At 61.5% G+C, this 20,858-nt stretch carries 20 protein-coding genes; 8 read left to right on the top strand and 12 right to left on the bottom strand.

Features of this window, described 5'->3' with window-relative positions; translation table 11 throughout:
* Positions 1-47 precede the first annotated feature (47 nt).
* The 3 genes from OYT13_RS00200 to OYT13_RS00190 form a co-directional block, all read right to left on the bottom strand.
* The gene (locus tag OYT13_RS00200; protein WP_150553183.1) at positions 48-608 is read right to left on the bottom strand and encodes a cytochrome b; all 561 of its coding nucleotides are present in this window, start codon (positions 606-608) and stop codon (positions 48-50) included.
* Between the two features lie 165 nt (positions 609-773).
* On the bottom strand, positions 774-1,184 hold the full coding sequence (locus OYT13_RS00195; protein WP_261939454.1) for a DUF4148 domain-containing protein: 411 nt from the start codon (positions 1,182-1,184) through the stop codon (positions 774-776).
* A gap of 177 nt (positions 1,185-1,361) precedes the next feature.
* Positions 1,362-3,755, bottom strand: a complete 2,394-nt coding sequence (locus OYT13_RS00190; RefSeq protein ID WP_268567104.1) for a plasma-membrane proton-efflux P-type ATPase — start codon at positions 3,753-3,755, stop codon at positions 1,362-1,364.
* Positions 3,756-4,099: 344 nt separating this feature from the next.
* Here OYT13_RS00190 and OYT13_RS00185 point away from each other — a divergent pair, with 344 nt between their 5' ends.
* The 3 genes from OYT13_RS00185 (at position 4,100) to OYT13_RS00175 (ending at position 6,522) form a co-directional block, all read left to right on the top strand.
* The gene (locus tag OYT13_RS00185) at positions 4,100-4,648 is read left to right on the top strand and encodes an aspartate carbamoyltransferase (protein ID WP_268567103.1); all 549 of its coding nucleotides are present in this window, start codon (positions 4,100-4,102) and stop codon (positions 4,646-4,648) included.
* Between the two features lie 25 nt (positions 4,649-4,673).
* Complete coding sequence (locus OYT13_RS00180; RefSeq protein ID WP_268567102.1) at positions 4,674-5,324, top strand: Crp/Fnr family transcriptional regulator; 651 nt, start codon at positions 4,674-4,676, stop codon at positions 5,322-5,324.
* A 199-nt stretch (positions 5,325-5,523) separates the two neighbouring features.
* Positions 5,524-6,522, top strand: coding sequence for a methyltransferase (locus OYT13_RS00175; protein ID WP_261939458.1), 999 nt, complete (start codon positions 5,524-5,526; stop codon positions 6,520-6,522).
* Between the two features lie 133 nt (positions 6,523-6,655).
* On the opposite strand, the gene OYT13_RS00170 is transcribed toward OYT13_RS00175, so the two are convergent.
* Genes OYT13_RS00170 through OYT13_RS00160 form a run of 3 tightly spaced genes read right to left on the bottom strand, consistent with a single transcriptional unit; the run spans position 6,656 to position 8,283 of the window.
* Entirely contained in the window at positions 6,656-6,961 is a 306-nt protein-coding gene (locus tag OYT13_RS00170) for a cupredoxin domain-containing protein (protein WP_017231460.1), read from the bottom strand.
* A 30-nt stretch (positions 6,962-6,991) separates the two neighbouring features.
* Positions 6,992-7,528, bottom strand: a complete 537-nt coding sequence (locus tag OYT13_RS00165) for a DUF4142 domain-containing protein (RefSeq protein WP_017231459.1) — start codon at positions 7,526-7,528, stop codon at positions 6,992-6,994.
* Between the two features lie 50 nt (positions 7,529-7,578).
* Entirely contained in the window at positions 7,579-8,283 is a 705-nt protein-coding gene (locus OYT13_RS00160; protein WP_017231458.1) for an RNA polymerase sigma factor, read from the bottom strand.
* Between the two features lie 296 nt (positions 8,284-8,579).
* On the opposite strand from OYT13_RS00160, the gene acnB reads away from it, so the two are divergent.
* From acnB to OYT13_RS00145, 3 genes are all read left to right on the top strand, one after another.
* Entirely contained in the window at positions 8,580-11,165 is a 2,586-nt protein-coding gene (gene acnB, locus OYT13_RS00155) for a bifunctional aconitate hydratase 2/2-methylisocitrate dehydratase (RefSeq protein WP_261939459.1), read from the top strand.
* Positions 11,166-11,711: 546 nt separating this feature from the next.
* Positions 11,712-12,878: a cytochrome C gene (locus OYT13_RS00150; protein WP_232424477.1), complete on the top strand. Its 1,167-nt coding sequence runs from the start codon at positions 11,712-11,714 to the stop codon at positions 12,876-12,878.
* Between the two features lie 35 nt (positions 12,879-12,913).
* The gene (locus tag OYT13_RS00145; RefSeq protein ID WP_051060033.1) at positions 12,914-13,534 is read left to right on the top strand and encodes a c-type cytochrome; all 621 of its coding nucleotides are present in this window, start codon (positions 12,914-12,916) and stop codon (positions 13,532-13,534) included.
* A 240-nt stretch (positions 13,535-13,774) separates the two neighbouring features.
* Here OYT13_RS00145 and OYT13_RS00140 read toward each other — a convergent pair whose 3' ends face one another.
* Entirely contained in the window at positions 13,775-14,626 is an 852-nt protein-coding gene (locus tag OYT13_RS00140) for a LysR substrate-binding domain-containing protein (protein WP_017231454.1), read from the bottom strand.
* A gap of 122 nt (positions 14,627-14,748) precedes the next feature.
* Here OYT13_RS00140 and OYT13_RS00135 point away from each other — a divergent pair, with 122 nt between their 5' ends.
* The gene (locus tag OYT13_RS00135) at positions 14,749-15,615 is read left to right on the top strand and encodes an alpha/beta fold hydrolase (protein ID WP_268567101.1); all 867 of its coding nucleotides are present in this window, start codon (positions 14,749-14,751) and stop codon (positions 15,613-15,615) included.
* A gap of 347 nt (positions 15,616-15,962) precedes the next feature.
* On the opposite strand, the gene OYT13_RS00130 is transcribed toward OYT13_RS00135, so the two are convergent.
* Positions 15,963-16,307 carry a DUF3088 domain-containing protein gene (locus OYT13_RS00130; protein WP_268567100.1) on the bottom strand — a complete coding sequence of 115 codons (345 nt, stop codon included), beginning with the start codon at positions 16,305-16,307 and terminating at the stop codon, positions 15,963-15,965.
* Between the two features lie 126 nt (positions 16,308-16,433).
* Positions 16,434-17,621, bottom strand: a complete 1,188-nt coding sequence (gene metC, locus OYT13_RS00125) for a cystathionine beta-lyase (protein WP_268567099.1) — start codon at positions 17,619-17,621, stop codon at positions 16,434-16,436.
* 168 nt (positions 17,622-17,789) lie between these two features.
* On the opposite strand from metC, the gene OYT13_RS00120 reads away from it, so the two are divergent.
* Entirely contained in the window at positions 17,790-18,257 is a 468-nt protein-coding gene (locus tag OYT13_RS00120) for an Lrp/AsnC family transcriptional regulator (RefSeq protein WP_017231450.1), read from the top strand.
* A gap of 93 nt (positions 18,258-18,350) precedes the next feature.
* Here the strand turns inward: OYT13_RS00120 and OYT13_RS00115 are convergent, their stop codons facing one another.
* Genes OYT13_RS00115 through OYT13_RS00105 form a run of 3 tightly spaced genes read right to left on the bottom strand, consistent with a single transcriptional unit; the run spans position 18,351 to position 20,846 of the window.
* On the bottom strand, positions 18,351-19,367 hold the full coding sequence (locus OYT13_RS00115) for a D-cysteine desulfhydrase (protein WP_268567098.1): 1,017 nt from the start codon (positions 19,365-19,367) through the stop codon (positions 18,351-18,353).
* 58 nt (positions 19,368-19,425) lie between these two features.
* Positions 19,426-20,151, bottom strand: a complete 726-nt coding sequence (locus tag OYT13_RS00110; protein WP_017231448.1) for an amino acid ABC transporter ATP-binding protein — start codon at positions 20,149-20,151, stop codon at positions 19,426-19,428.
* Between the two features lie 35 nt (positions 20,152-20,186).
* Positions 20,187-20,846 (bottom strand): amino acid ABC transporter permease, encoded by a 660-nt coding sequence (locus OYT13_RS00105; protein WP_017231447.1) that lies wholly within the window; start codon positions 20,844-20,846, stop codon positions 20,187-20,189.
* Between the last annotated feature and the right edge of the window lie 12 nt (positions 20,847-20,858).

Below are 20,858 nucleotides of genomic sequence, written 5' to 3'. Positions count from 1 at the left end.
CGTGTCGCGCGACGGCGATCAGACAGCGTCGCGCGACAAACCGGCCGTTAGCGGGTCGTGCTGGGTTCCGGCTGGTTCTGCACGGGAAGCATCTTGTGCAAGGTGCCGTCACGCAGCACCCAGTGATGGTAAAGCGCGGCACAGATATGCATCCCGATCGCGCCAAGCAACACGTAGGCAAGGAACGAGTGCACGTCGCCCATCGAGTGGCCGAAAGACGATCCCTGCGTCGACAACGCGGGCAACGGCACCACGCCCAGCAACTTCAGTCCGTAGCCCCGCGCCGACGCGTTGATCCAGCCCAGGACGGGCACGACCACCAACAGCGCATACAAGCCCTTGTGCGCAACCGACGCGAACATGTGCAAGATCGACTTCTTGTCTTTCGTCGGCGTGCTGCGACAGCGCGACCACACCAGTCGAATCGCGGTGAGTCCCAGAATCGTGACGCCCAGCGAGAGATGCCACGCGACAAGTCCGATGGCGGGCGTGTTGCGCGTGATATCGGGCATCGTCAAGGCGACAACGAATTGCGCAGCCAACAAGGCTGCAGTAAGCCAGTGCAGATAGCGGGATGCCGCATCGTAACGGGTAATGGTTTGTTTCATCGAAGCCTCTTCGCCACTGATTGAAAACGTAATCCGGCTGACACGGTCGCCAAGCGCCGTGCCCCATGGATCAGAATTCTGGGGCGCGACACTTAGCGAAGACTTAGCAAGTGCGCATTTCGTGACCGAATCGTCAATGTCGAACGGTCTGACGGCGCATGGCGATTACGGATGCGCATACTGACGCTCGATCGACGTCTCACTCGCGACCTGCATCTTCGGTGTCCACGCCGTGTGTGTGCGGGCCGTCAGGTGAACCACGGGATAGGCGTTACGTGACTGCGTGAGCAAGCCGTGTTGCTCGGCCCGGCTCAGGCTTTGCTCGACGGCAAGCCGCGTGACGTGCATTTGAGGACGATGGAGCATCGCGGTCTCAGGATAGACGGTGTCGCCTTGCTGCATCAGTCCGTGCTTTTCCGCGCTTACGAGTTGCGCGTACACCTGCGCACGTGTGAGTGACGAGGACGGAGCACCGCTGGACATCACGGATTGGCTTTGTGCCGCTTGCGCGTTGATTTGTACTGCACCAAGCAATCCCGCCACGGCAACGAGCGCAGCAACATATGAGGTCTTCATGATCGAACTCCTAAGGGTGACGATGAGTGTGAAGGGGCGATGACTCGGCCATCGCGCAACCTTCACATTGATCGTAGGCGCGCTGCCTTAGCGAACCCTTAGCGCGATCACGCGTTGCCCCTCGGTCATTCATCACACGCGCGTGAGTGAAGTTCAGTGTACGAAACGACGATTTCGCTACCGCTCGACGAGACGGCTGTGCCTGAACACAACGCCTTTGATCGCATCCAGAACGAATGCGAACACGGTCACGGCGACCAGGAGCATGCCGATGAGCGTTATCGGCACAGCCGCCATCAACGTTCCGCTCGCGGCCATGCCACTGACGATGGACACGGCGCTCACGCTCGCCACCACGAGGACCCGGCTGGGCGCCAACGATCCGATTCGCCCGTCGGTGCGCAGCACATAGACGTTGGCCTGCGTCGTAAAGACCAACAGGAGAAATACCAGCGTCTGCATCTGCGCAGGATCCAAGCCGAGCCGGCTGCGCGTCGTCGCATAGAGCGACAGCGAGAACGCGAGCGACACCGCCGCCAGAACAGCGGCCGCACTGATGAGTTGTCCTACTTGCCAGCGCTGCGGTCGGCTTGCCGGCAGCGTCCTGTCGGCGGCGATACTCATCGTGACAAAGTCATTCGCAAACAGCAACAGCACGATCAACGGCGACGAGATCACGAAGCCGTGCGTGAACCACAGACCGAGCGTCAGGAACACGACGATTTCCAGCGTCTTGACGACTTTGTTAAGGATGTACGTCAGCATGCGGCGATGCACTTCCCGTCCCGCCGCGACCACCGACAATACGCCCTCGAGACCTGGATCGGTCAGCACGACGCCTGCCGCCGCCTTGGCCACGTCGGTCGCGCTGGCGACGGCGATGCCGAGTTCCGCCTGACGCAACGCGGGGGCATCGTTCACGCCATCCCCGGTCATGCCGGTCACGTGTCCCGCCGCTTGCAGCGCGGCAACGATGGCATGCTTCTCTTCAGGCAACACGCGCGCAAAGATGTCGCATTGCTCGGGGTGACGCAGATCGTCGGCATGCGCGGAGCATACGCGCGCACCAAGGCCAAGCCGTTGTCCGATGGCCTTCGCCGTTTCCAGCGCGTCACCTGTGGCCATGCACACCCGCACACCCAGGTTGCCCAGCTTGACGATGAGATCGTGGGCATCTTCTCTGGGCGGGTCCGACAACGCTACGAGGCCCACCATCCGGATAGCGCCCGCGCCCCCTTGCGCAACAGCCAGCACGCGCGCGCCGGCGCCCTCCAACAGCCGTTCCGCTTCGGCAATCGCATCGGGTTGCGTGGGCGACGCGCCGCACTGTGCCAGCACGGCACGGGTTGCGCCCTTCAGCGCATACCATTCGGTGCCATCGACGAGATAGACGCCCTCGCTGAAGCGCGTCGCGGGATCGAAAGGACGGAAGGCTTTGCGCACAGGGAGCACCTGCGCACCGCGTTGGCCACGATGGGCCGCAAGAATAGCGAGGTCCAGGGGGTCTTGCGAAGCATCGTCGCTCGCCAGCGAGGCCGCGCGCAGCACGGCCATGTCATCGAAACCCTCGAAGGCGGTCACTTTCGCGACCGACAACTCGTTCTTCGTCAACGTGCCGGTCTTATCGGAGAGCAACGTGTCCATCGCCGCGGCCTCTTCAACCGCCGGCAGTCTCGTGACCAGCACGCCTTGCTTGGCCAACGCGGCACTCGCCATCGCGGTGGCCAACGTGTAGGTGGCCGGGAGCGCGACCGGCACGGACGCCACGAGCAGCAGCAGCGCGAAGATCGCCGTCTCCGTCATGGGAAGTCCGTGCGTCACAGCGTAGAGAATCACCAGAACGACCAGCACGGCGTCGAACGCGACGAGGCGTTTGACGATCGCGAAAATGGTGCGCTGCATGTGACTCGGTGCATTCGAGGTGCGCACCAGTTCAGCAGTCCGGCCGAAGTAAGTGCGCGCCCCGGTGGCAGTGACCTCGCCACTGCCTTCCCCCTGACGCACGATCGACCCGGTGTAGGCCGGCTGCCCCGGACCGGCGCCAACGGCCAGCGACTCGCCCGTGAGCGCCGATTGATCGAGCGATACGTCGCCGTCGAACAACTTGAGGTCGGCGGGCACGATGTCGCCGGCGCGCACGTGGACGACATCTCCCGGCACGAGTTGGGTGGCCGATAGCCGCATCCATTGCGCGTCGCGCATCACGCGCGCACTGACTTGCAACTGGCGACGCAGCAGTGCCAGCGCGTCCTTGGCGCGACGTTCCTGGACAAATGCGACTGCCGCATTGAAAGCCAACAGAAACAGGATGACGAGGGCCTCCTGAGGTCTGCCCAGCGCCACTTGAAGCACAACGACCGCTTCCAGCATCCACGGCACCGGCCCCCAGAATTTGCCTGCGAACTGACGCCAGGCGGGGAGTTGCACATCCTCGATGACATTGGCGCCGAACCGTTGCAGCCGATCCCGCGCCGCGTGGGCGGTCAGCCCTTTCGCGGGGTCGGTGGGCGGCAGCGGGTCATCCGCTTCGTGATGGACGGCAGATGACGTGACCTGGGAAGGCGTACCCATAGACGTAGTCCTCTCGGTAACCCATCGCCTGCGCGATGGGCCTGCCCGGTCCCCGTCGGGCGACCGGGACGCAATGGGAATCGTACGCCTGATTGCCAGGCCATCATCGGGGGAGCATCAACGTCAGTGCGACGGCGCTTCCAGACGTTACCGCCCGCGGCGCAGCGAATGGTCGAACATCTGGTGGAACGGGCTCGCACCCAATCATGACAATGCGACGATATTTCCGGGGCGTCGCACAGTATTGACCGAGTCGAGCGGTAAGGCGCAGCGTATGATTTCAGTCATAGTCAGCGTGGCTTGCCGCCGGTAGACTTCAAATGCACTTTCGATTGGAGTGATCCATGAAACGCCCTTCAGTGTTGTTAGTTGGGGCCGCGACCGCCGCCCTGTTCGGTGGCGTCGTTTTCTCGTCGACCGCCTTCGCCGACCTCACGGCGCGCCAGGCGACGGTGGCGCAGCACGGGGCGGAGGTGATGCCGTTCTCCTTGGCCGCGACGACCCATGTCTTTACGAAAACGACCACGGGAGGCGTCCAGCAGGTTGTCACAAAGCATCGCGACCCGAAGCAGGTCGCGCTGATCCGCGAGCATATGACCGTCATCGCGCGCCAATTCGCGGCGGGCAACTTCGGGGCGCCCGAGACGATTCACGGCAACGACATGCCAGGTCTACAGGTGTTGCAGAACGCCCCGCCGGGCGAACTGAAGGTCAGCTATCGCGACTTGCCGAACGGCGGTGAAATCGTCTATCGCGCGACCGAGCCGCGCGTGGTCGACGCGCTGCATGCATGGTTCGACGCACAGTTGTCCGATCATGGTCATGACGCCATGGCGGGACACGATCCCGGCATGATGCACCACCATCAGATGAACGCTTCGATGTCGAAGTAAGTCGCGCATACCCACCGGGACACGCATGGCCGACCTCTCAGACGCCCTCACCCCCGGATCGGTGTCGTGTGCACCAACGTGGCCGGACGCACTGCGCGAATCGGCCCGGTTGTGCCGGTACGAAGCGAACACTTATGTGTTCAAGCGCGGACAGCGCGTCGAGTCGGTGTATCTGATTCAAACGGGGCAGGTGCTGTTGCGACGTGACGAAGCGCACGGCGAATCCATCACGTTGCAAACCGGTGGGCCTGGCGATTTCCTGGCCGAGGCGAGCCTCTTCAGTTCTCACTATCACTGTGACGCGTTTAGCGGCAGTGCGAGCGAATTGCTGGCCTTTCCAGCGAAGACCCTGCTGTCGTGTCTGCAGCGTGATGCCGGGTTTGCCATCGATTGGATCCGGCTGCTGTCGCGGCAACTCGTGCGCACCCGTGCCCGCGCGGAACGTCTGACACTGCGCTCGCCTCGCGAGCGTGTGCTGCATTGCCTGCGGCTGGAGTGCGACGACCAGGGACGGTTCAAACCACCCGGAACGCTCATGCAGTGGGCCTCCACGCTCGGCATCGCCCATGAAACCCTCTATCGAACGTTGGCACAACTGGAACACGACGGAACGATTGTGCGTGACGGGGTCGAGATTCGAGAGGTCTCGCGTCGGGGCGACGGCACGACGACATAAGCGGGCGTTGCGTGCCGCGCATTGTGGTCAGCGCTGGCGTTTCGTCGACGCGCGTGGAATTAAAACGCTGGTACCTGGCAGCGAATTTCCTATACTCGAACAGATTCCCGGAGCCGTCTGCCCGTCGCCCTGTGGGTATGACCGCCCGTCCTCATCGGCAAGGCCGCTTGCAGCGGTATTTCGCGAAAGGACTTTGGTCATGGACGACATCTCTCCGCAAGCCTTCGTAGATGCCTTACTCGGATATCAGAAGACCGCTGCATTGAAAGCCGCCATCGCGCTCGATCTGTTCACCGCGATCGAGCATGAAAAAGGCGAACTTGAGCCGATAGCGAAACGCGTGCAGGCCTCCGAGCGCGGCGTTCGCATTTTGTGCGATTACCTGACCGTGCTGGGGCTGCTGCAGAAGCAGATGGGGCGGTATCTGTTGACGCCGTCGACTGCAGCGTTCCTTACGACTTCATCGCCGGCTTGGATGGGAAGCGTTACTGATTTTCTCGCGGCCCCCGAAATGACGGCGCTGTGGCTGGAGGATCCGGTTGCGTTCGTTCGAAACGGCGGCTCCGTAGGGCTGGGCAACATGTCCCCTGACAACCCCGTCTGGGTGAAATTCGCGCGCGCAATGGTGCCCTTTGTGGCGCCAACCGCGCGGGCGGTGGCCGAGCACGTCGGCACATGGCCGGAAGCACCGAAGCGCGTGCTCGACATTGCCGCCGGGCATGGGGTCTTTGGCATTGCGATCGCTCGCGCCTTTCCCGCGGCGGACGTTGTGGCAACCGACTGGCAGGCGGTATTGGAGGTCGCGAAAGAGAACGCTGTCGCGGCCGGTGTAAGCGCGCGCTATCAGACAATCGAGGGCAGCGCGTTTGACGTGGAATGGGGAACGGACTTCGATCTTGTTCTGATCTCGAATTTCCTGCACCACTTCGATCCGCCCACCTGCGTGGGACTGCTCTCGAAAGTGCGCAAGAGCCTCAGGGCCGGAGGGCGAGTGCTCGCGGTGGAGTTCGTGCCTGACGACGATCGCGTCTCGCCGCCCTTCGCCGCGGCATTCTCCTTCATGATGCTCGGATCGACGCCGCGAGGCGATGCATACACCGCGCGTGAGCTCGAGGAGATGGGCCGCGAAGCCGGCTTTTCAAAGATAAGTGTCGCGCCCCTCCCACCGTCGCCCGAGACCCTCGTCGTATTCGAGTAATCGGCGCATCGGCCGCCTTTTCCGACGTCACCGCTCGCCAGGCGGCGGCGCAGCACGGGGCCGAGGCGAGGCCGTTCTCACTGGCGTCGTCCGGCAGAAGATCCGCGCGACGGTAATCGACCGGCAACGGCCCCTACTCGACCCGCAACGTGCCCTTCATCGTTGGGTGAAATCGACAGAAGTAGGGAAAGTTTCCCTTCTTCGTCGGCTTGAACTGCCATGACTCACCGGGCGCGATGCCCTTAGAGTCGAAGTCCCCGGTTTGCGCGGTCACCGTATGGGGGAAAGGGTCGCGGTTGACCCACACGACCGTCTCGCCCACCTTGACGGTCAGAGTCGGCGGTGAGTATTGCATGCTGTCTATCGTGACCGTGTGGACCGCCGGCTCGGCGCAAACGGTCTGCGCCGAGCCCACCGCCATCCCCAGGCTCAATGCCATCAGCAACGCGATCGATGGTCGTCGCATGGTCTAGTAATAGGACTTGCTGGCCAGTTCGCTTTGGATATGTTTCGCGTGGTCCAAATGCGCGACGAAGGCCGGCCGCACCTTGACCAACAGCGCCTTCAACTCGTCGTTCTTGGCGCTCGGAATGAGGGTTTTGTCCATCACGTCGATCACCGCCTCGTGATAGGCAACTTCGTGGTCGATATACGCGTGATCGAATTTCGCCCCCTTGAGTGCCTTCAGCGACTGGATGTTCGTGTCGCCGCCGGTCTTCAGGCTTTGACTGGTGGGGTTGTCTTCAGGCGTGACTTTCAGCTTCTCGACCAGGGCAACGGCCGACTGGTTCACGCCGGTATGGTCGACGACCATCCGCTTGGCGAACGCTTTCACGTCTTTGCTTGCCGCCTTGGACTCGGCGAGTTTGCCGGCGTCGATATCGACCTGATTCGCCGTGACGACGATGGATGCGATCTGGGCGTCGTTCGGTGCGGCCCCCTGCGCCATGGCAGCTTGCGCCGCACAGGCGAGCATGCCGGATAAGAGAATGCTTGCAATCTTCATGATATGGAACCTCCGTGTCCTACTCCCAGAAAAGTCCCCAGCGAACCCGGTCAGTGCGATCGGACCATTCCGCGCAGGCGGAGAGCGCCGAGAACGTGATGAACCACCGCGTCACAATCCGCCCCTGCGAAACTGAAAGTACTTTGCAGGTAGGGTTTCACTTGTTCGGCCAGTGACTGACGCAGCATCGTGCGAGCCCGGAGAAACCGTGTCTTCACGACGTCGACGCTGACATCCAGGCAGTAGGCCGTTTCGGCGACGCTCATGTCCTCGACCGCTCGCAGGATGAACACGCACCGGTAAATCGCGGGCAGATTTTCGACCGCCGCCTGCAGGATGTCGCGCACTTGGCTTCGCTCGGCCATGACGTCGGGCGAGTCCCCGCTGGAGGTGCGCAAAGCCATGCTGTTCTCCTGTGAATCGTCGCCGGGCGGATCGTCGTAGTCGAGCGCCAGTTCCCTCCGAGCCATCCGGCCTTGCTTGCGTTGCGCCGTCAGGGCGACGTTGATCGTGATACGCGCCAACCAGGTGCTCAATGCGGCCTCACCGCGAAACGACTCGAGGCGGGTGAAGGCATGCAAGTAAGCTTCCTGCACGACGTCCCGGGCTTCATCATCGTTCGACACCACGCCACGCGCCGTGCGAAACAACAAGCGGTTGTTGCGCCGCATGATGGCTTCGAAGGCGGTGGCGTCGCCGGCGCGAGCGCTTGCGAGCAGATCGGCGTCCGTTCGGGCATCAATGGCCGGTGGCATAGGCAGACTCCGTTGGGAACGCGGTTGACGATGATGTTCGTGTTCGCCTATTAGACGCGCGCCACGGCGAAAAGGTGACAAAGAAAGCGGCGGGGGCGGGGGAGGTCTTCGCCTGTCCCTCTGCTGCTACTGAAACGCTCGCTTACGCAGCACAGGAACGTCTTATATAAGACATAAGACATAAGACGTTTGATCTTATCCGGCATAAGGACTAAAATCACGGGAAACGCAGTCTTGGATAACACCTCGGAGGGCTGAACCCCTCCCCCCGAAACGAATTGCCAGCAGGTCTTCTCATGCTCGAAAACTATCGTGTTCACGTGGCCGCCCGCGCCGCGCTTGGTATTCCGCCCCTGCCGCTGACGGCACAGCAGACCGCTGAACTGGTCGAGCTGCTGACCAATCCGCCGGCGGGTGAAGCGGAAACGCTGCTCGACCTCATCACGAACCGCGTGCCCGCCGGGGTGGACGAAGCCGCGCGCGTGAAGGCCGGTTTTCTCGCCGCCGTCGCCAAGGGTGAGACCGCCTGCTCGCTCATCTCGCGCGCCCGTGCGACCGAACTGCTCGGCACCATGCTGGGCGGCTACAACATCCAGCCGCTCATCGAGCTGCTGTCCGACGCCGAAGTCGGCACCGTGGCTGCCGACGCCCTCAAGAAAACGCTCCTGATGTTCGATCAGTTCCACGATGTCAAGGAATTGGCCGACAAGGGCAACGCCAACGCCCGCGCGGTGCTGCAAAGCTGGGCCGACGCCGAATGGTTCACGAGCCGTCCGGAAGTGCCGCAGAGCCTGACCATCACCGTATTCAAGGTGACGGGCGAAACCAACACCGACGACCTGTCGCCGGCACCGGACGCCACCACCCGCCCGGATATTCCGATGCACGCGCTGGCGATGCTCAAGAACGCGCGCCCCGGCATCACCCCGGAAGAAGACGGCAAGCGCGGCCCGATCAAGTTCATCGAGTCGCTCAAGGAAAAGGGCCATCTCGTCGCCTATGTGGGTGACGTGGTCGGCACCGGCTCCTCGCGCAAGTCGGCCACCAACTCGGTGCTGTGGTTCACGGGCGAAGACATCCCCTTCATCCCGAACAAGCGCTTCGGCGGCGTGTGTCTGGGCAGCAAGATCGCCCCGATCTTCTACAACACGATGGAAGACGCCGGCGCGCTGCCGATCGAACTCGACGTGTCGAAGATGGAAATGGGCGATGTGGTCGAACTGCGCCCGTACGAAGGCAAGGCCCTCAAGAACGGCGAAGTGATCGCCGAGTTCCAGGTCAAGTCCGACGTGCTGTTCGACGAAGTGCGTGCCGGCGGCCGTATTCCGCTGATCATCGGCCGCGGCCTCACGGCCAAGGCGCGCGAAGCGCTGGGCCTGCCCGCGTCGACCCTGTTCCGTCTGCCGCAGCAACCGGTCGACAACGGCCGCGGCTTCTCGCTGGCGCAAAAGATGGTCGGCCGCGCCTGCGGTCTGCCCGAAGGCCAGGGGATCCGCCCGGGCACGTACTGCGAACCGAAGATGACCTCGGTCGGCTCGCAGGACACCACCGGTCCGATGACCCGTGACGAACTCAAGGATCTGGCCTGCCTCGGCTTCTCGGCCGATCTCGTCATGCAATCGTTCTGCCACACCGCCGCCTATCCGAAGCCGGTGGACGTCAAGACGCACCAGACCCTGCCGAACTTCATCAGCACGCGCGGCGGCATTGCGCTGCGTCCGGGCGACGGCGTGATTCACTCGTGGCTCAACCGCATGCTGCTGCCGGACACCGTCGGTACCGGCGGCGACTCGCATACGCGCTTCCCGATCGGCATCAGCTTCCCGGCAGGCTCGGGTTTGGTCGCCTTCGCCGCGGCCACCGGCACGATGCCGCTGGACATGCCGGAATCGGTGCTCGTGCGCTTCAAGGGCAAGATGCAGCCGGGCGTCACGCTGCGCGATCTCGTTAACGCGATTCCGCTGTACGCCATCAAGCAAGGCATGCTGACGGTCGCCAAGCAGGGCAAGAAGAACATCTTCTCCGGCCGCGTGCTCGAAATCGAAGGCCTGCCCGATCTGAAGGTCGAGCAAGCGTTCGAACTCTCAGATGCCTCCGCCGAACGTTCGGCCGCCGGTTGCACGGTGCACCTGAACAAGGAACCGATCATCGAATACCTCAACAGCAACGTCACGCTGCTGAAGTGGATGATTGCGCAGGGCTACCAGGATCCGCGCAGCCTGCAACGCCGCATCGCGGCCATGGAGCAGTGGCTGGCCGATCCGCAACTGCTGTCGCCGGACGCGGATGCCGAGTACGCCGCGGTCATCGAGATCGATCTGGCCGACATCCACGAACCGATCGTGGCCTGCCCGAATGATCCGGACGACGTGAAGACCCTGTCGGACGTGGCCGGCGCGAAGATCGACGAAGTGTTCATCGGGTCGTGCATGACCAACATCGGTCACTTCCGTGCGGCATCGAAGCTGCTCGAAGGCAAGCGCGACATTCCGGTCAAGCTGTGGGTGGCGCCGCCGACGAAGATGGACCAGAAGCAGTTGACCGAAGAAGGTCACTACGGCGTGTTCGGTACGGCGGGTGCGCGTACGGAAATGCCGGGCTGTTCGCTGTGCATGGGTAACCAGGCACAGGTGCGCGAAGGTGCAACGGTCATGTCGACGTCGACCCGCAACTTCCCGAACCGTCTGGGCAAGAACACGAACGTGTATCTCGGCTCGGCGGAACTGGCGGCGATCTGCTCGCGTCTGGGCAAGATTCCGAGCAGGGAAGAGTACATGGCCGACATGGGCGTGCTCGCCACCGACGGCGACAAGATCTACAAGTACATGAACTTCGACCAAATCGAAGACTTCAAGGAAGTCGCCGACACAGTGCAGATGTAAGTTTGATGGCGCGTTACGGTACGTTGGTTGGGCCGTAATGCGGGAAGCGCTGCGCTATGGCGCCGCGGACTTAAGGTTCGCGGCGCCATTTTTTTATCGATCGCCGAGTTCGAAGCGGTCGCATTCTGGTGTGGTTGTGCGCGCTAAGCGGCTAACCGTTAGTGCGCTGCCGTACCGCTCGCCACGCGAGTTCCGGCGCAGGATCGACTCATCAATGTGGGACTGACCCGCGACGAAATCTTGTAGCCCATAGGGATTCGATAGAAAATCAACGCGCCCAGATCGAAAACGTTGATTTAGATTAACGCTTAAGAAACCGCTGGCGCTTATAGTGCAGGAAATCCGAAGATATCGCGAGTCAAGGAGGGTTCAATGCAACGGCATTCGACTGGCCTCACTCAGATCGTCTGGGTACTCGTATGTCTAATGACAATATGCACCAGACCGGCGATCGCGGTACCTGCGTTTGCGCGTCAGACGGGGATGTCTTGCGTGGCGTGCCATGTCAGTTTTCCTGAACTCACACCGTTCGGGCGATACTTCAAGATGACGGGATATACGTTATCGAACTATGGCACCGTCCCGCTATCTGCGATGTTGCAAGTTTCACAGACCAACACGCGGACTATCGACCAAACGAACTATGATTTCGTCAGAAACGGGGGGCTTGCGGTCCAGCAAGGCAGTCTTTTTTACGCAGGACGCATCTACGACCATGTTGGTGCGTTTGCGCAATGGAGCTATGACGGCATAGCCCATCACAGCGCACTCGACAATACCGATATTCGAGCCGCCGGTCACTTCACTGCAGCGGACGTTGACTTCATCTACGGCATTACGATCAACAATAACCCGACCGTCTCCGATGTGTGGAACAGTACACCGGCTTTCGGTTTTCCCTATGCATCGTCTAGCGTAGGAGTGGCGCCGTTGGCTTCGACGCTTATCGATGGCAGTCTCGCGCAGCAGGTGGTTGGCGCGGCGGCATATGCATTTTGGCAACGAAGCATCTACGTAGAGTTCGGCGCCTATCGAACTGCTGACCAGATTTTCTCCCTGTTCCGCGCGGGGCAGGACACCGCATCGCCCGGAGGCGTGGCGAGACTGAGTGGCGCGGCCCCGTACTGGCGAGTTGCCTACAATCGCGAGTGGGGCGGGCACTCATGGATGCTTGGCGCGATGGGATTGTCCGCCAACAAGTATCCCGACAATACCTTACCTGGCACCCCAACCGACCGTTTTCGTGATTATGCAATTGATACGCAGTATCAATTCCTGACACTGACGCACGCCGTGTCAATGCAGTTCATCTGGATTCACGAACTGCAAGACTGGCGCGCAAGCTTTCCCAGCGGCGGTATTGGAGCCGGCCCCACGCCGGCCAATGAGGCTGACCATCTGGACACGCTCAAAGCGAAGGCATCGTACATCTATCAGCGCAAGTACGGTGGAGCATTGGCCTACTTCTCGACAACCGGCAATCGCGACGTCGGTCTTTATGGGCCTACACCGGTGACGGGGAGCGCCAACGGGCTTCCCGATACACAGGGCGTCATCTTTGAACTCGACTATCTGCCGGTTCCGCAGGTGAAATTCTCCGTGCAGTACACCGCTTTCCTCAAGTTTAACGGGGCGCGTTTCAACTACGACGGAAACGGTAGAAATGCCAGCGATAACAATACGCTTTACTTGCTAGGCTGGTTCATGTTCTGAGCACGCTTGCATCCATCCGAATGGGAGAGTTCCTCATGAGCGCTGAACGTTCTACCCTCAGGGAATGGTCGCTGACGCTTCTCGCGGTTTGTATTGCCGGGCTCAGCCAAACGGCCTTTGGGCAAAACGCGGAAAAGCTGGCGGCCCAACTGTGCGCCACATGCCATGGCGTAAGTGGTCGTAGCGAGTCGCCAATGTTTCCGCGACTGGATGCACAAACGCCCCCGTATCTCGAAGCACAATTGAAGGGATTCCGGAATCATGCTCGGGGAGAGAGCGATGCCCGAGCGTATATGTGGGGTATCGCCTCACAATTGGACGATGGCACAATTTCGGCATTAGCCGAGTATTACGGACATCAAAACGCGCCTCCAGGCGCTGCCGGCGCTCACGACCAGATGGCGATGGGCAAGGACATATTCGAGCACGGCGTTGCAGCGCAAGGGGTACCCGCCTGCGCGGCGTGCCATGGCCCGCATGCCGAAGGTAATGGCACATTCCCTCGCTTGGCCGGGCAGCATCAGGCCTACCTGCTGCGGCAGATTGAGGTGTTCAAGGCCGGCACGCGAGCCAACGCGCCCATGATGAGCGCAGTGGCGCACACGTTGACGGATATACAAGCGAAGGCAGTCGCGGCATACCTACAGTCCCAGTAATACCGCTATGACGATTTGGCGTTCGTGGCCGCCCAGAGCCGGCCGACGTTCCCAAGGTGCTCATCATGGCAACACCTCCGAATGGATCTTGTCATTCCTTGAAGTGTTGCGCGCCTCGAACGCTACAGCCGAGTGCTACTCAAATCGGGGAGACGTCGCCGAGACGCACGGCGAACAAATCGCGGCTGTTTCAATGAGGCTTCCGGCTTGAGCAGCCAGGCGAGACGCATATCAGCGCACTCATGCATTCAATTCGGCGATGATGCGCTCCGCGAGAAAATCGCAGGGTTGTCGGTTGGACGTCACACTTCGCGCAAGCACGATCTCGAGCGTGCCAATCTCCGGCAGACCATGCGCCGCCCCGAGCAACGTGAAATCAGACGGCACGGCACATCGCGCCAGCGGAGTAATGGCGAGGCCGGCGCGGGCCATCGTCAGCAGGCCCAGCAGGCTCGGACTCTCATACGACGTTCGATAGGCGATCTTTGCGCGCTCCAGACTCCGAATCGCCTTCTCGCGTGCCACGCTGCCCGGCAAGAACACCGCGATGGGCAGTGGCCGCTCTCGCCAAATGTCTGTCGCGCCCGGGGCGGCGGCCCACACCATCGGCTCGTGCCGCAAGAAATCACCAGTCAGTCCTTTAACCCGCGTTGCGCATACGAGGTCCACCGTGCCGTCGCGCAGCATCGGCGCCAGCGCAACGCTGGGCAGGCCAATCACCTGGATTTCGACCTTGGGGTAGCTGGCCGAGAATTTCTTGAGAATCGGCGGGAAGAGCGACGACGCGTAATCGTCCGGCACACCGATCACCACGCGGCCCGTCACGTCCGGCCGCACAACCGCTGCCCAGGCCTCGTCGCGAAGTGCAATGATCCGCCGCGCGTACGCCAGGAGCACCTCTCCGTCTTGCGTCGGCACCACGCTGCGCGGCTTGCGCACGAAGAGCGCTTTGCCAAGGGCCGATTCCAGCGCCTTGATCTGCATGCTCACCGCCGATTGCGATCGATGCACGAGATCGGCGGCTCGGCTGATCGTGCCCGTATCGGCAACGGCCACGATCATGGTGAGAACGCCAACGTCGAGGGCTTTCATCTCGGTACTCATGGGCATTGGCTCGCGTAGATGCATCAGAAAAACTGAAAGATTGCATCAATATTATGCGATTTTCTTTTCCATTGCATTGGCGCAAAGTTTGGGAAAACGGAGTCTTGACCATGAATGCCCACACGCCCCTGACGACGCTGGCCCTTGCCGGTGTGCAGCCGCAACCCAATTTTGCGGCCATTGCGTCAGGCGCCTCGGTGCCCTACGTGGAAGCCGGAAGCGGCGAGCCGATGGTCTTTGTGCACGGATCGTTGTGCGATTACCGCTACTGGGATCCTCAGCTTGCCGCGTTGTCGGCGCACTTCCACTGTTTCGCGCCGAGCCTGGGTCACTATTGGCCGGAGACGCACGCGTTCGGGCATGGTGACTTCAGTTGGGAAGCGCACGTGGTGGAGATGGCGGAGTTCATCGAGGCGCTGGGCCTTGGCGCCGTGCATCTGGTTGGCCACTCGCGTGGCGGCTGCGTGGCGTTTCATCTGGCCCGCCAATACCCGCATCTGGTGAAGACGCTCACGCTGGCCGACCCCGGCGGTCCGTTGCAGATGACGCCGAACGCGGAGACCGGTAAATTGCCGCCCGCTACGCAATTGCTGAGAGCCGCGGCCGCCGAGTTGATCGAGCAAGGCAAATTCGACGCCGGCCTGAACCTGTTTGTGGACTCGGTCACCCTGCCGGGCTTCTGGAGCAAGAGCACCCAGAGCTTCCGCAGGATGGCGCTGGACAATGCGGTAACGCTCCCGAAGCAGTTGCGCGATCCGCTGCCCGCCTATACCCCCGAAGCCGCCCGCGAAATCCAGTGCCGGACGCTGTTGATCGATGGGCAGAAGAGCCCGCGCATGTTCCGGAACACCGTCGAGCGACTTCAGGCGTGGATCGGACACGCTGAACGTCAAACCATCGCTGGTGCCTCGCACGGCATGAACATCGCTAACCCTGGCGCATTCAATCGGGCGCTTGTGCAATTGGCTGGGCGGTGATCCCAAGCATTGCTATCAGCGGCATGCACCGCTGATAGGCCGGCTTGCTGGGCACCTGGTGTGCATCGTGGCAGGGCTTCCCCGCGCTTAGCAAAGCGCCTTGGGCTAGAGATCTCTGCACATAGATTGTGTGCGTTAATCCGCCCGGAGAGTTCTTTCGCCGTTCCTCGTTATCCTCGCCTCGCGAATCCTCAATCGCGCCGCGGGCATGTCCCTCATTGGCCAGCGGCGCGCTAAAACATGGTGAGCTTGTGCACCGGCAGAGGAATTCTCTGGGTCGCGCAGCGCACTCGCGGAGCAACGCGGTCAAACGCGCCTGCCTGATGAATCAGGCGGCTCGTCAACTGTCACGATGCTTGAGCGACGTCATACTGAGATGACAGGTAACGCCGGATATCGTCAGGCGCATTGATGAAGCGTGTTCCGTTGTATTCCTGAACGGCGACGCCCCCGTCCTTCGGAGCCCGCCCTTCGCCAAGCACGATCACGGGAGCCGACTGGTTGTCTGCGCCGATCAGTTCGATGATCGCCTTGCGCGGGCGCGGCGCATCGATGTACTCCACATCAACCGAGTCGCGAAGCTGGGGGCAGAAACTCAACAAACCCTCGACAGATACCGAGTCGCCGCAATAGAACGGGCCCTCAGCCTCCTTGAAGAAGCCCGGACGAAGAATGAACAGTTTGTCTTTCATGGTTGTCTCGCTGTAGGTGAATGTGAAAAATTGCAGTCATGGGTGAAGCGATGCGCCCGCATGCCGTGTCACAAACGGAAGAATCGATACGTACATTCCACGGCGCCCTGGCGGTATCGCGACCATTCAGGCTTCCATTTGTGTCAGGGTGGCGACGCGCAGCCTCTCGAATCCGGCCTCTAGGTCGGCAATCATGTCGTCGGGATTTTCGAGGCCCGCGTGAATCCGCAGCAGTGGACCCTTCCACGGCCACGTTGTCGCCGTGCGATAGCTCGACGGGCTGGAACGGAGGATCAGGCTTTCGAAGCCGCCCCAGCTATAGCCCATACCGAAACAGGTCATGCCATCGAGCATCGACCGAATCGATTCATCGGATTGCGGATGCAGCACGACGCCGAACAGGCCACACGCCCCCGTGAAGTCGCGTCGCCATAGGGCATGCCCAGGCGAGCCCGGTCGGGCGGGATAAAGGATCTCGGCGACTTCCGGTTGCTTTGCAAGCCACTCGGTCACCGCGTGCGCGTTGCGCTGGTGCCGCTCGAGCCGGACGGACAACGTGCGCAGGCCGCGCAACGCGAGATATGCGTCATCGCCGCTCACGGTCATGCCGAGCTGCCGGTAGAGATGGTTGATCTTCGGATACAGCGCTTCGGTTGTGAGAATCGCGCCCATCATCACGTCGGAGTGTCCGCTGATGTACTTGGTCGCTGCATGAATAGAGACGTCAACGCCGTGCTCGAACGAGCGGAAATGCAGCGGCGTGGCCCAAGTGTTGTCCATCATCACGATCGCGTCGTGCCGATGCGCGATCTGGCTGATCGCCGGGATGTCCTGTACCTCGAACGTCAGCGAGCCTGGCGACTCGACGAACACCGCACGCGTGTTCGGACGCATCAAGGCCGCAATGTCCGCGCCAATCGCAGGATCGTAGTACGTCGTTTCGATACCAAGGCGGGCGAGCGTCCCCGCACAGAACGAGCGGGTTGGATCATAGACAGAGTCCGTCATCAGCAGATGATCGCCGGGATTGAGCACGGCGAGCAGCGACGTCGTGATTGCGCTGAGTCCGCTCGGCGTGAGCAGGGCGCGGTGCGCCCCTTCGAGGCGGGCGAGCGTGCGCTCGAGCGAACGCGTAGTCGGGCTGCCACCGCGCCCATAAGCGTTCGGCGTACCGCTTGCCACCTTCAGCGCTTCGATGCTCTCAAAGAGCAACGTCGACTGCCGGTAGACGGGCGGATTCACCGGTACGCCGAGTTGGCTGTGCGAGCGGCCTTCGTGGGCCAGGACTGTGTCGGTTGAGTGCTGGGTGTTCAAGGCGCCATCCTCTGTTCATCTGTTCGGTCGGGGAAAACGGCGTGGTGAAAGCGCATCGCCGCCACCGCTGTTCGTGAAGCCATGTTAATTGCGCGCAGACGAAAATTGTTTTTAAAAAATGTCGTCAATATCGCTATGATTGGAAATTATTTCTAGATAGGAGACAACATGGACAAACGCGATGTTCAAATTCTCACGCTGCTTCAGAAAGACGCGACGATTGGTCTGAATGACTTGGCCAAGGCAGTGAGCCTGTCGCCGACGCCATGCTGGCGTCGGCTGCAAAAGCTTCGCGATGAAGGCGTAATTCAGCAGCAGGTCGTGCTGTGCGATCCGGCAAAGCTGAATCTGGGACTGACCGCGTTTGTGACCGTACGCTCCAACCAGCATGGCGACGCGTGGACGAGGCGTTTCGTCGAAGGCGTGTGCTCGATCCCGGAGATCGTCGAGATCTATCGGATGAGCGGCGATGTCGATTACCTGCTGAAGGTTGTCGTGCCGGATATCGCCGGATATGACAGCGTCTACAAGCGGCTGATCAAGTGCGTCGAGATGATGGACGTGAGCTCGGCGTTCGCGATGGAGGTCATTAAACGGACAACCGCGCTTCCGCTCAGTTACGTTCCGGGGGCCTGACGCGAACGCGCCGTCTGTCGATGTATGTCGACAGACGGCGCAACACTCACGATGGCCGTGAGGCTGCGGGGCATACGTCAAGAATACTGCGCGTCAGCCTGCTCGCAACGCGTCGCGATAGGCGAACAGCGCAGGTGCGCCGCCGGTGTGCAGGAACAGCACCGGATCGCTTCCGTCAAAACGGCCGCGCGCGACTCCGTCGATCAGGCCAGCCATCGCCTTGCCAGTGTAGACGGGATCGAGTAGTAGTCCTTCCGTTTCGGCGAGCAGTCTGACCGCGTCGATGCAGGCGTCGTTCGGTTCTCCGTAGCGCGGCGCGAAGTACTCGTCCCATAGATTGATGCGCGTGCCGGGCGGCATCTCGATGTCGAGCAATTCGCTCGTTCGGTCGACGAGATTTTGCACCTTCGGACGCTGTGCTGCGTCCGTGCGCGATACGGTGACACCGACCACAGGTGTCGCCGGAAGCGCATGCGCGAGCGCAACCGCGAGGCCCGCGTGCGTGCCGGCACTGCCCGACGCCAGTACGACGCTCGAGAACGTGAGCCCGGTTGCGGTTATCTGCCGCTCGAGTTCGAGACCTGCGCGCACGTAGCCGAGTGCGCCGAGCGCATTCGACCCTCCGATCGGAATCACGTAAGGACGGCGACCTTCATCCCGCAGGCGCTGTGCCGTCGCTTCGAGCAGTCGGTCCGCGTCGTCTAGGCCGTCGACGTCGATGACGCGAACGCGAAACAGATCGAGCAGCAGGCGATTGCCGCTGCGCAAATAGTCGTCGCGATCGGTCCCGATCGGATTCTCCAATAGGGCGACGCAATCGAGGCCGAGCTGTGCGGCAAGCGCCGCGGTCTGCCTGACGTGATTCGATTGGATGGCCCCGGCGGTCACCAACACATCGGCCTTCTGCCGGATCGCATCAGCCGCGAGAAACTCCAGCTTGCGCAGTTTGTTGCCGCCCATGGCGAGCGACGTGAAGTCATCGCGCTTGACGTAGATGTCGCGACCCAAGCGGGCTGAGAGACGCGATAGCCGCTGGAGAGGCGTTGCCGTTTCGATCAGGTTCAAGCGGGCAAAAGTATCGAGTCTGGCGGAAAGATTTGTCGTTTTCATACGGGGAACGGCACGGTGTGGGGGTGACGCGGGCTGGCGGCCGACGGCGTTTGGCGAGTCAATGCAGAATCTTGTCCAGAAAGTCCCGCGCCCGCTCGGCACGTGGCGTATTGAAGAACGCATCGCTCGTCGCATCTTCGACGATTACGCCGCGATCCATGAAGAGCACGCGGTGCGCGACCTTGCGGGCGAAACCCATCTCGTGTGTGACGCATATCATCGTCATCCCTTCGCGTGCAAGCTCGACCATCACGTCGAGCACCTCGTTGATCATTTCCGGATCGAGTGCCGACGTCGGTTCATCGAACAGCATCGCCACCGGATTCATCGACAACGCGCGAGCAATTGCCACGCGCTGTTGTTGGCCACCCGACAGTTGGCCCGGGTACTTCTGCGCGTGTGCCTTAAGTCCGACGCGCTCTAGCAGGGATAGTGCAGTGCTGTGGGCCTCATCTCGCGATCGGCGCAGCACCTTGGTCTGGGCGAGCGTGAGATTGTCGAGCACGGACAGGTGCGGAAACAACTCGAAATGCTGAAACACCATGCCGACCCGCGCTCTCAGCTTCGACAGTTTGACCGCCGGATCGTCGAGACGCACACCGTCGACGGTGATGCAGCCCTTCTGGAAAGGTTCGAGGCCATTGATGGTTTTGATGAGCGTTGACTTGCCCGACCCAGACGGGCCGCAGACGACGACAACTTCGCCTTTCGAGACCTCGGCGCTGCAATCTTCGAGGACCTGATGCTTGCCATACCACTTGGATACGCTGTCGAGAGAAATCATGTTCGGACTCTTAGTCATTGGCTGAAGTTACGGATTCAGTGGCTTGAAGGTAGCGCGCAGCGCGCTTCGACCACTCCTTGCAGCCGGGCAAGCACCGTACTCAGTACCCAGTAAATCGCAGCGGCAGTCAAATAGAGCGGCAGCGGCTGGAACGTCGACGCGATGGCTTCCTGGGTCGAACGCAGCAATTCCGTTACCGTGATGACCGAGACGAGCGACGTATCCTTGATCAGGCTGATGAGCGTATTGCCGAGGCTCGGCACGGCAAGGCGTAGCGCCTGCGGGCACACGACGTGGCGCAGCGTCTGCAGGTGGGTCAGGCCGAGGCTGTGCGACGCGGCCCACTGGCCACGGCCGATGCCAAGGATCGCGCCACGCATGCTCTCGGACAGATAGGCGCCGGTATTGAGCGTTAGCGTGAGAATGCCGGCCGTGGTTGGGTCGAGCGAAATTCCGATATCGGGAAGGCCGTAGTACACGACGAAAATCTGCACGAGCAGCGGCGTGCCGCGCATCAAGCTGACGTAGCCTTGTGCGATGCCGGACAAGGTCCGACTGTTACCGATCCGCATGATGGCGACCACGAGTCCTACGATCAATCCCAGCACCATCGAAGCGACGGCGAACTTCAACGTGAGTACTGCGCCCATCGCCATAACGGGGAGCATATGCACGATCAGATGGAAGGCGTCCATGAATTTGTCTCC

It is taken from the genome of Pandoraea sp. XJJ-1, assembly GCF_026802345.1.
Classification (GTDB): Bacteria; Pseudomonadota; Gammaproteobacteria; order Burkholderiales; family Burkholderiaceae; genus Pandoraea; species Pandoraea cepalis.
This window is presented reverse-complemented; position numbering and strand designations above follow the sequence as displayed.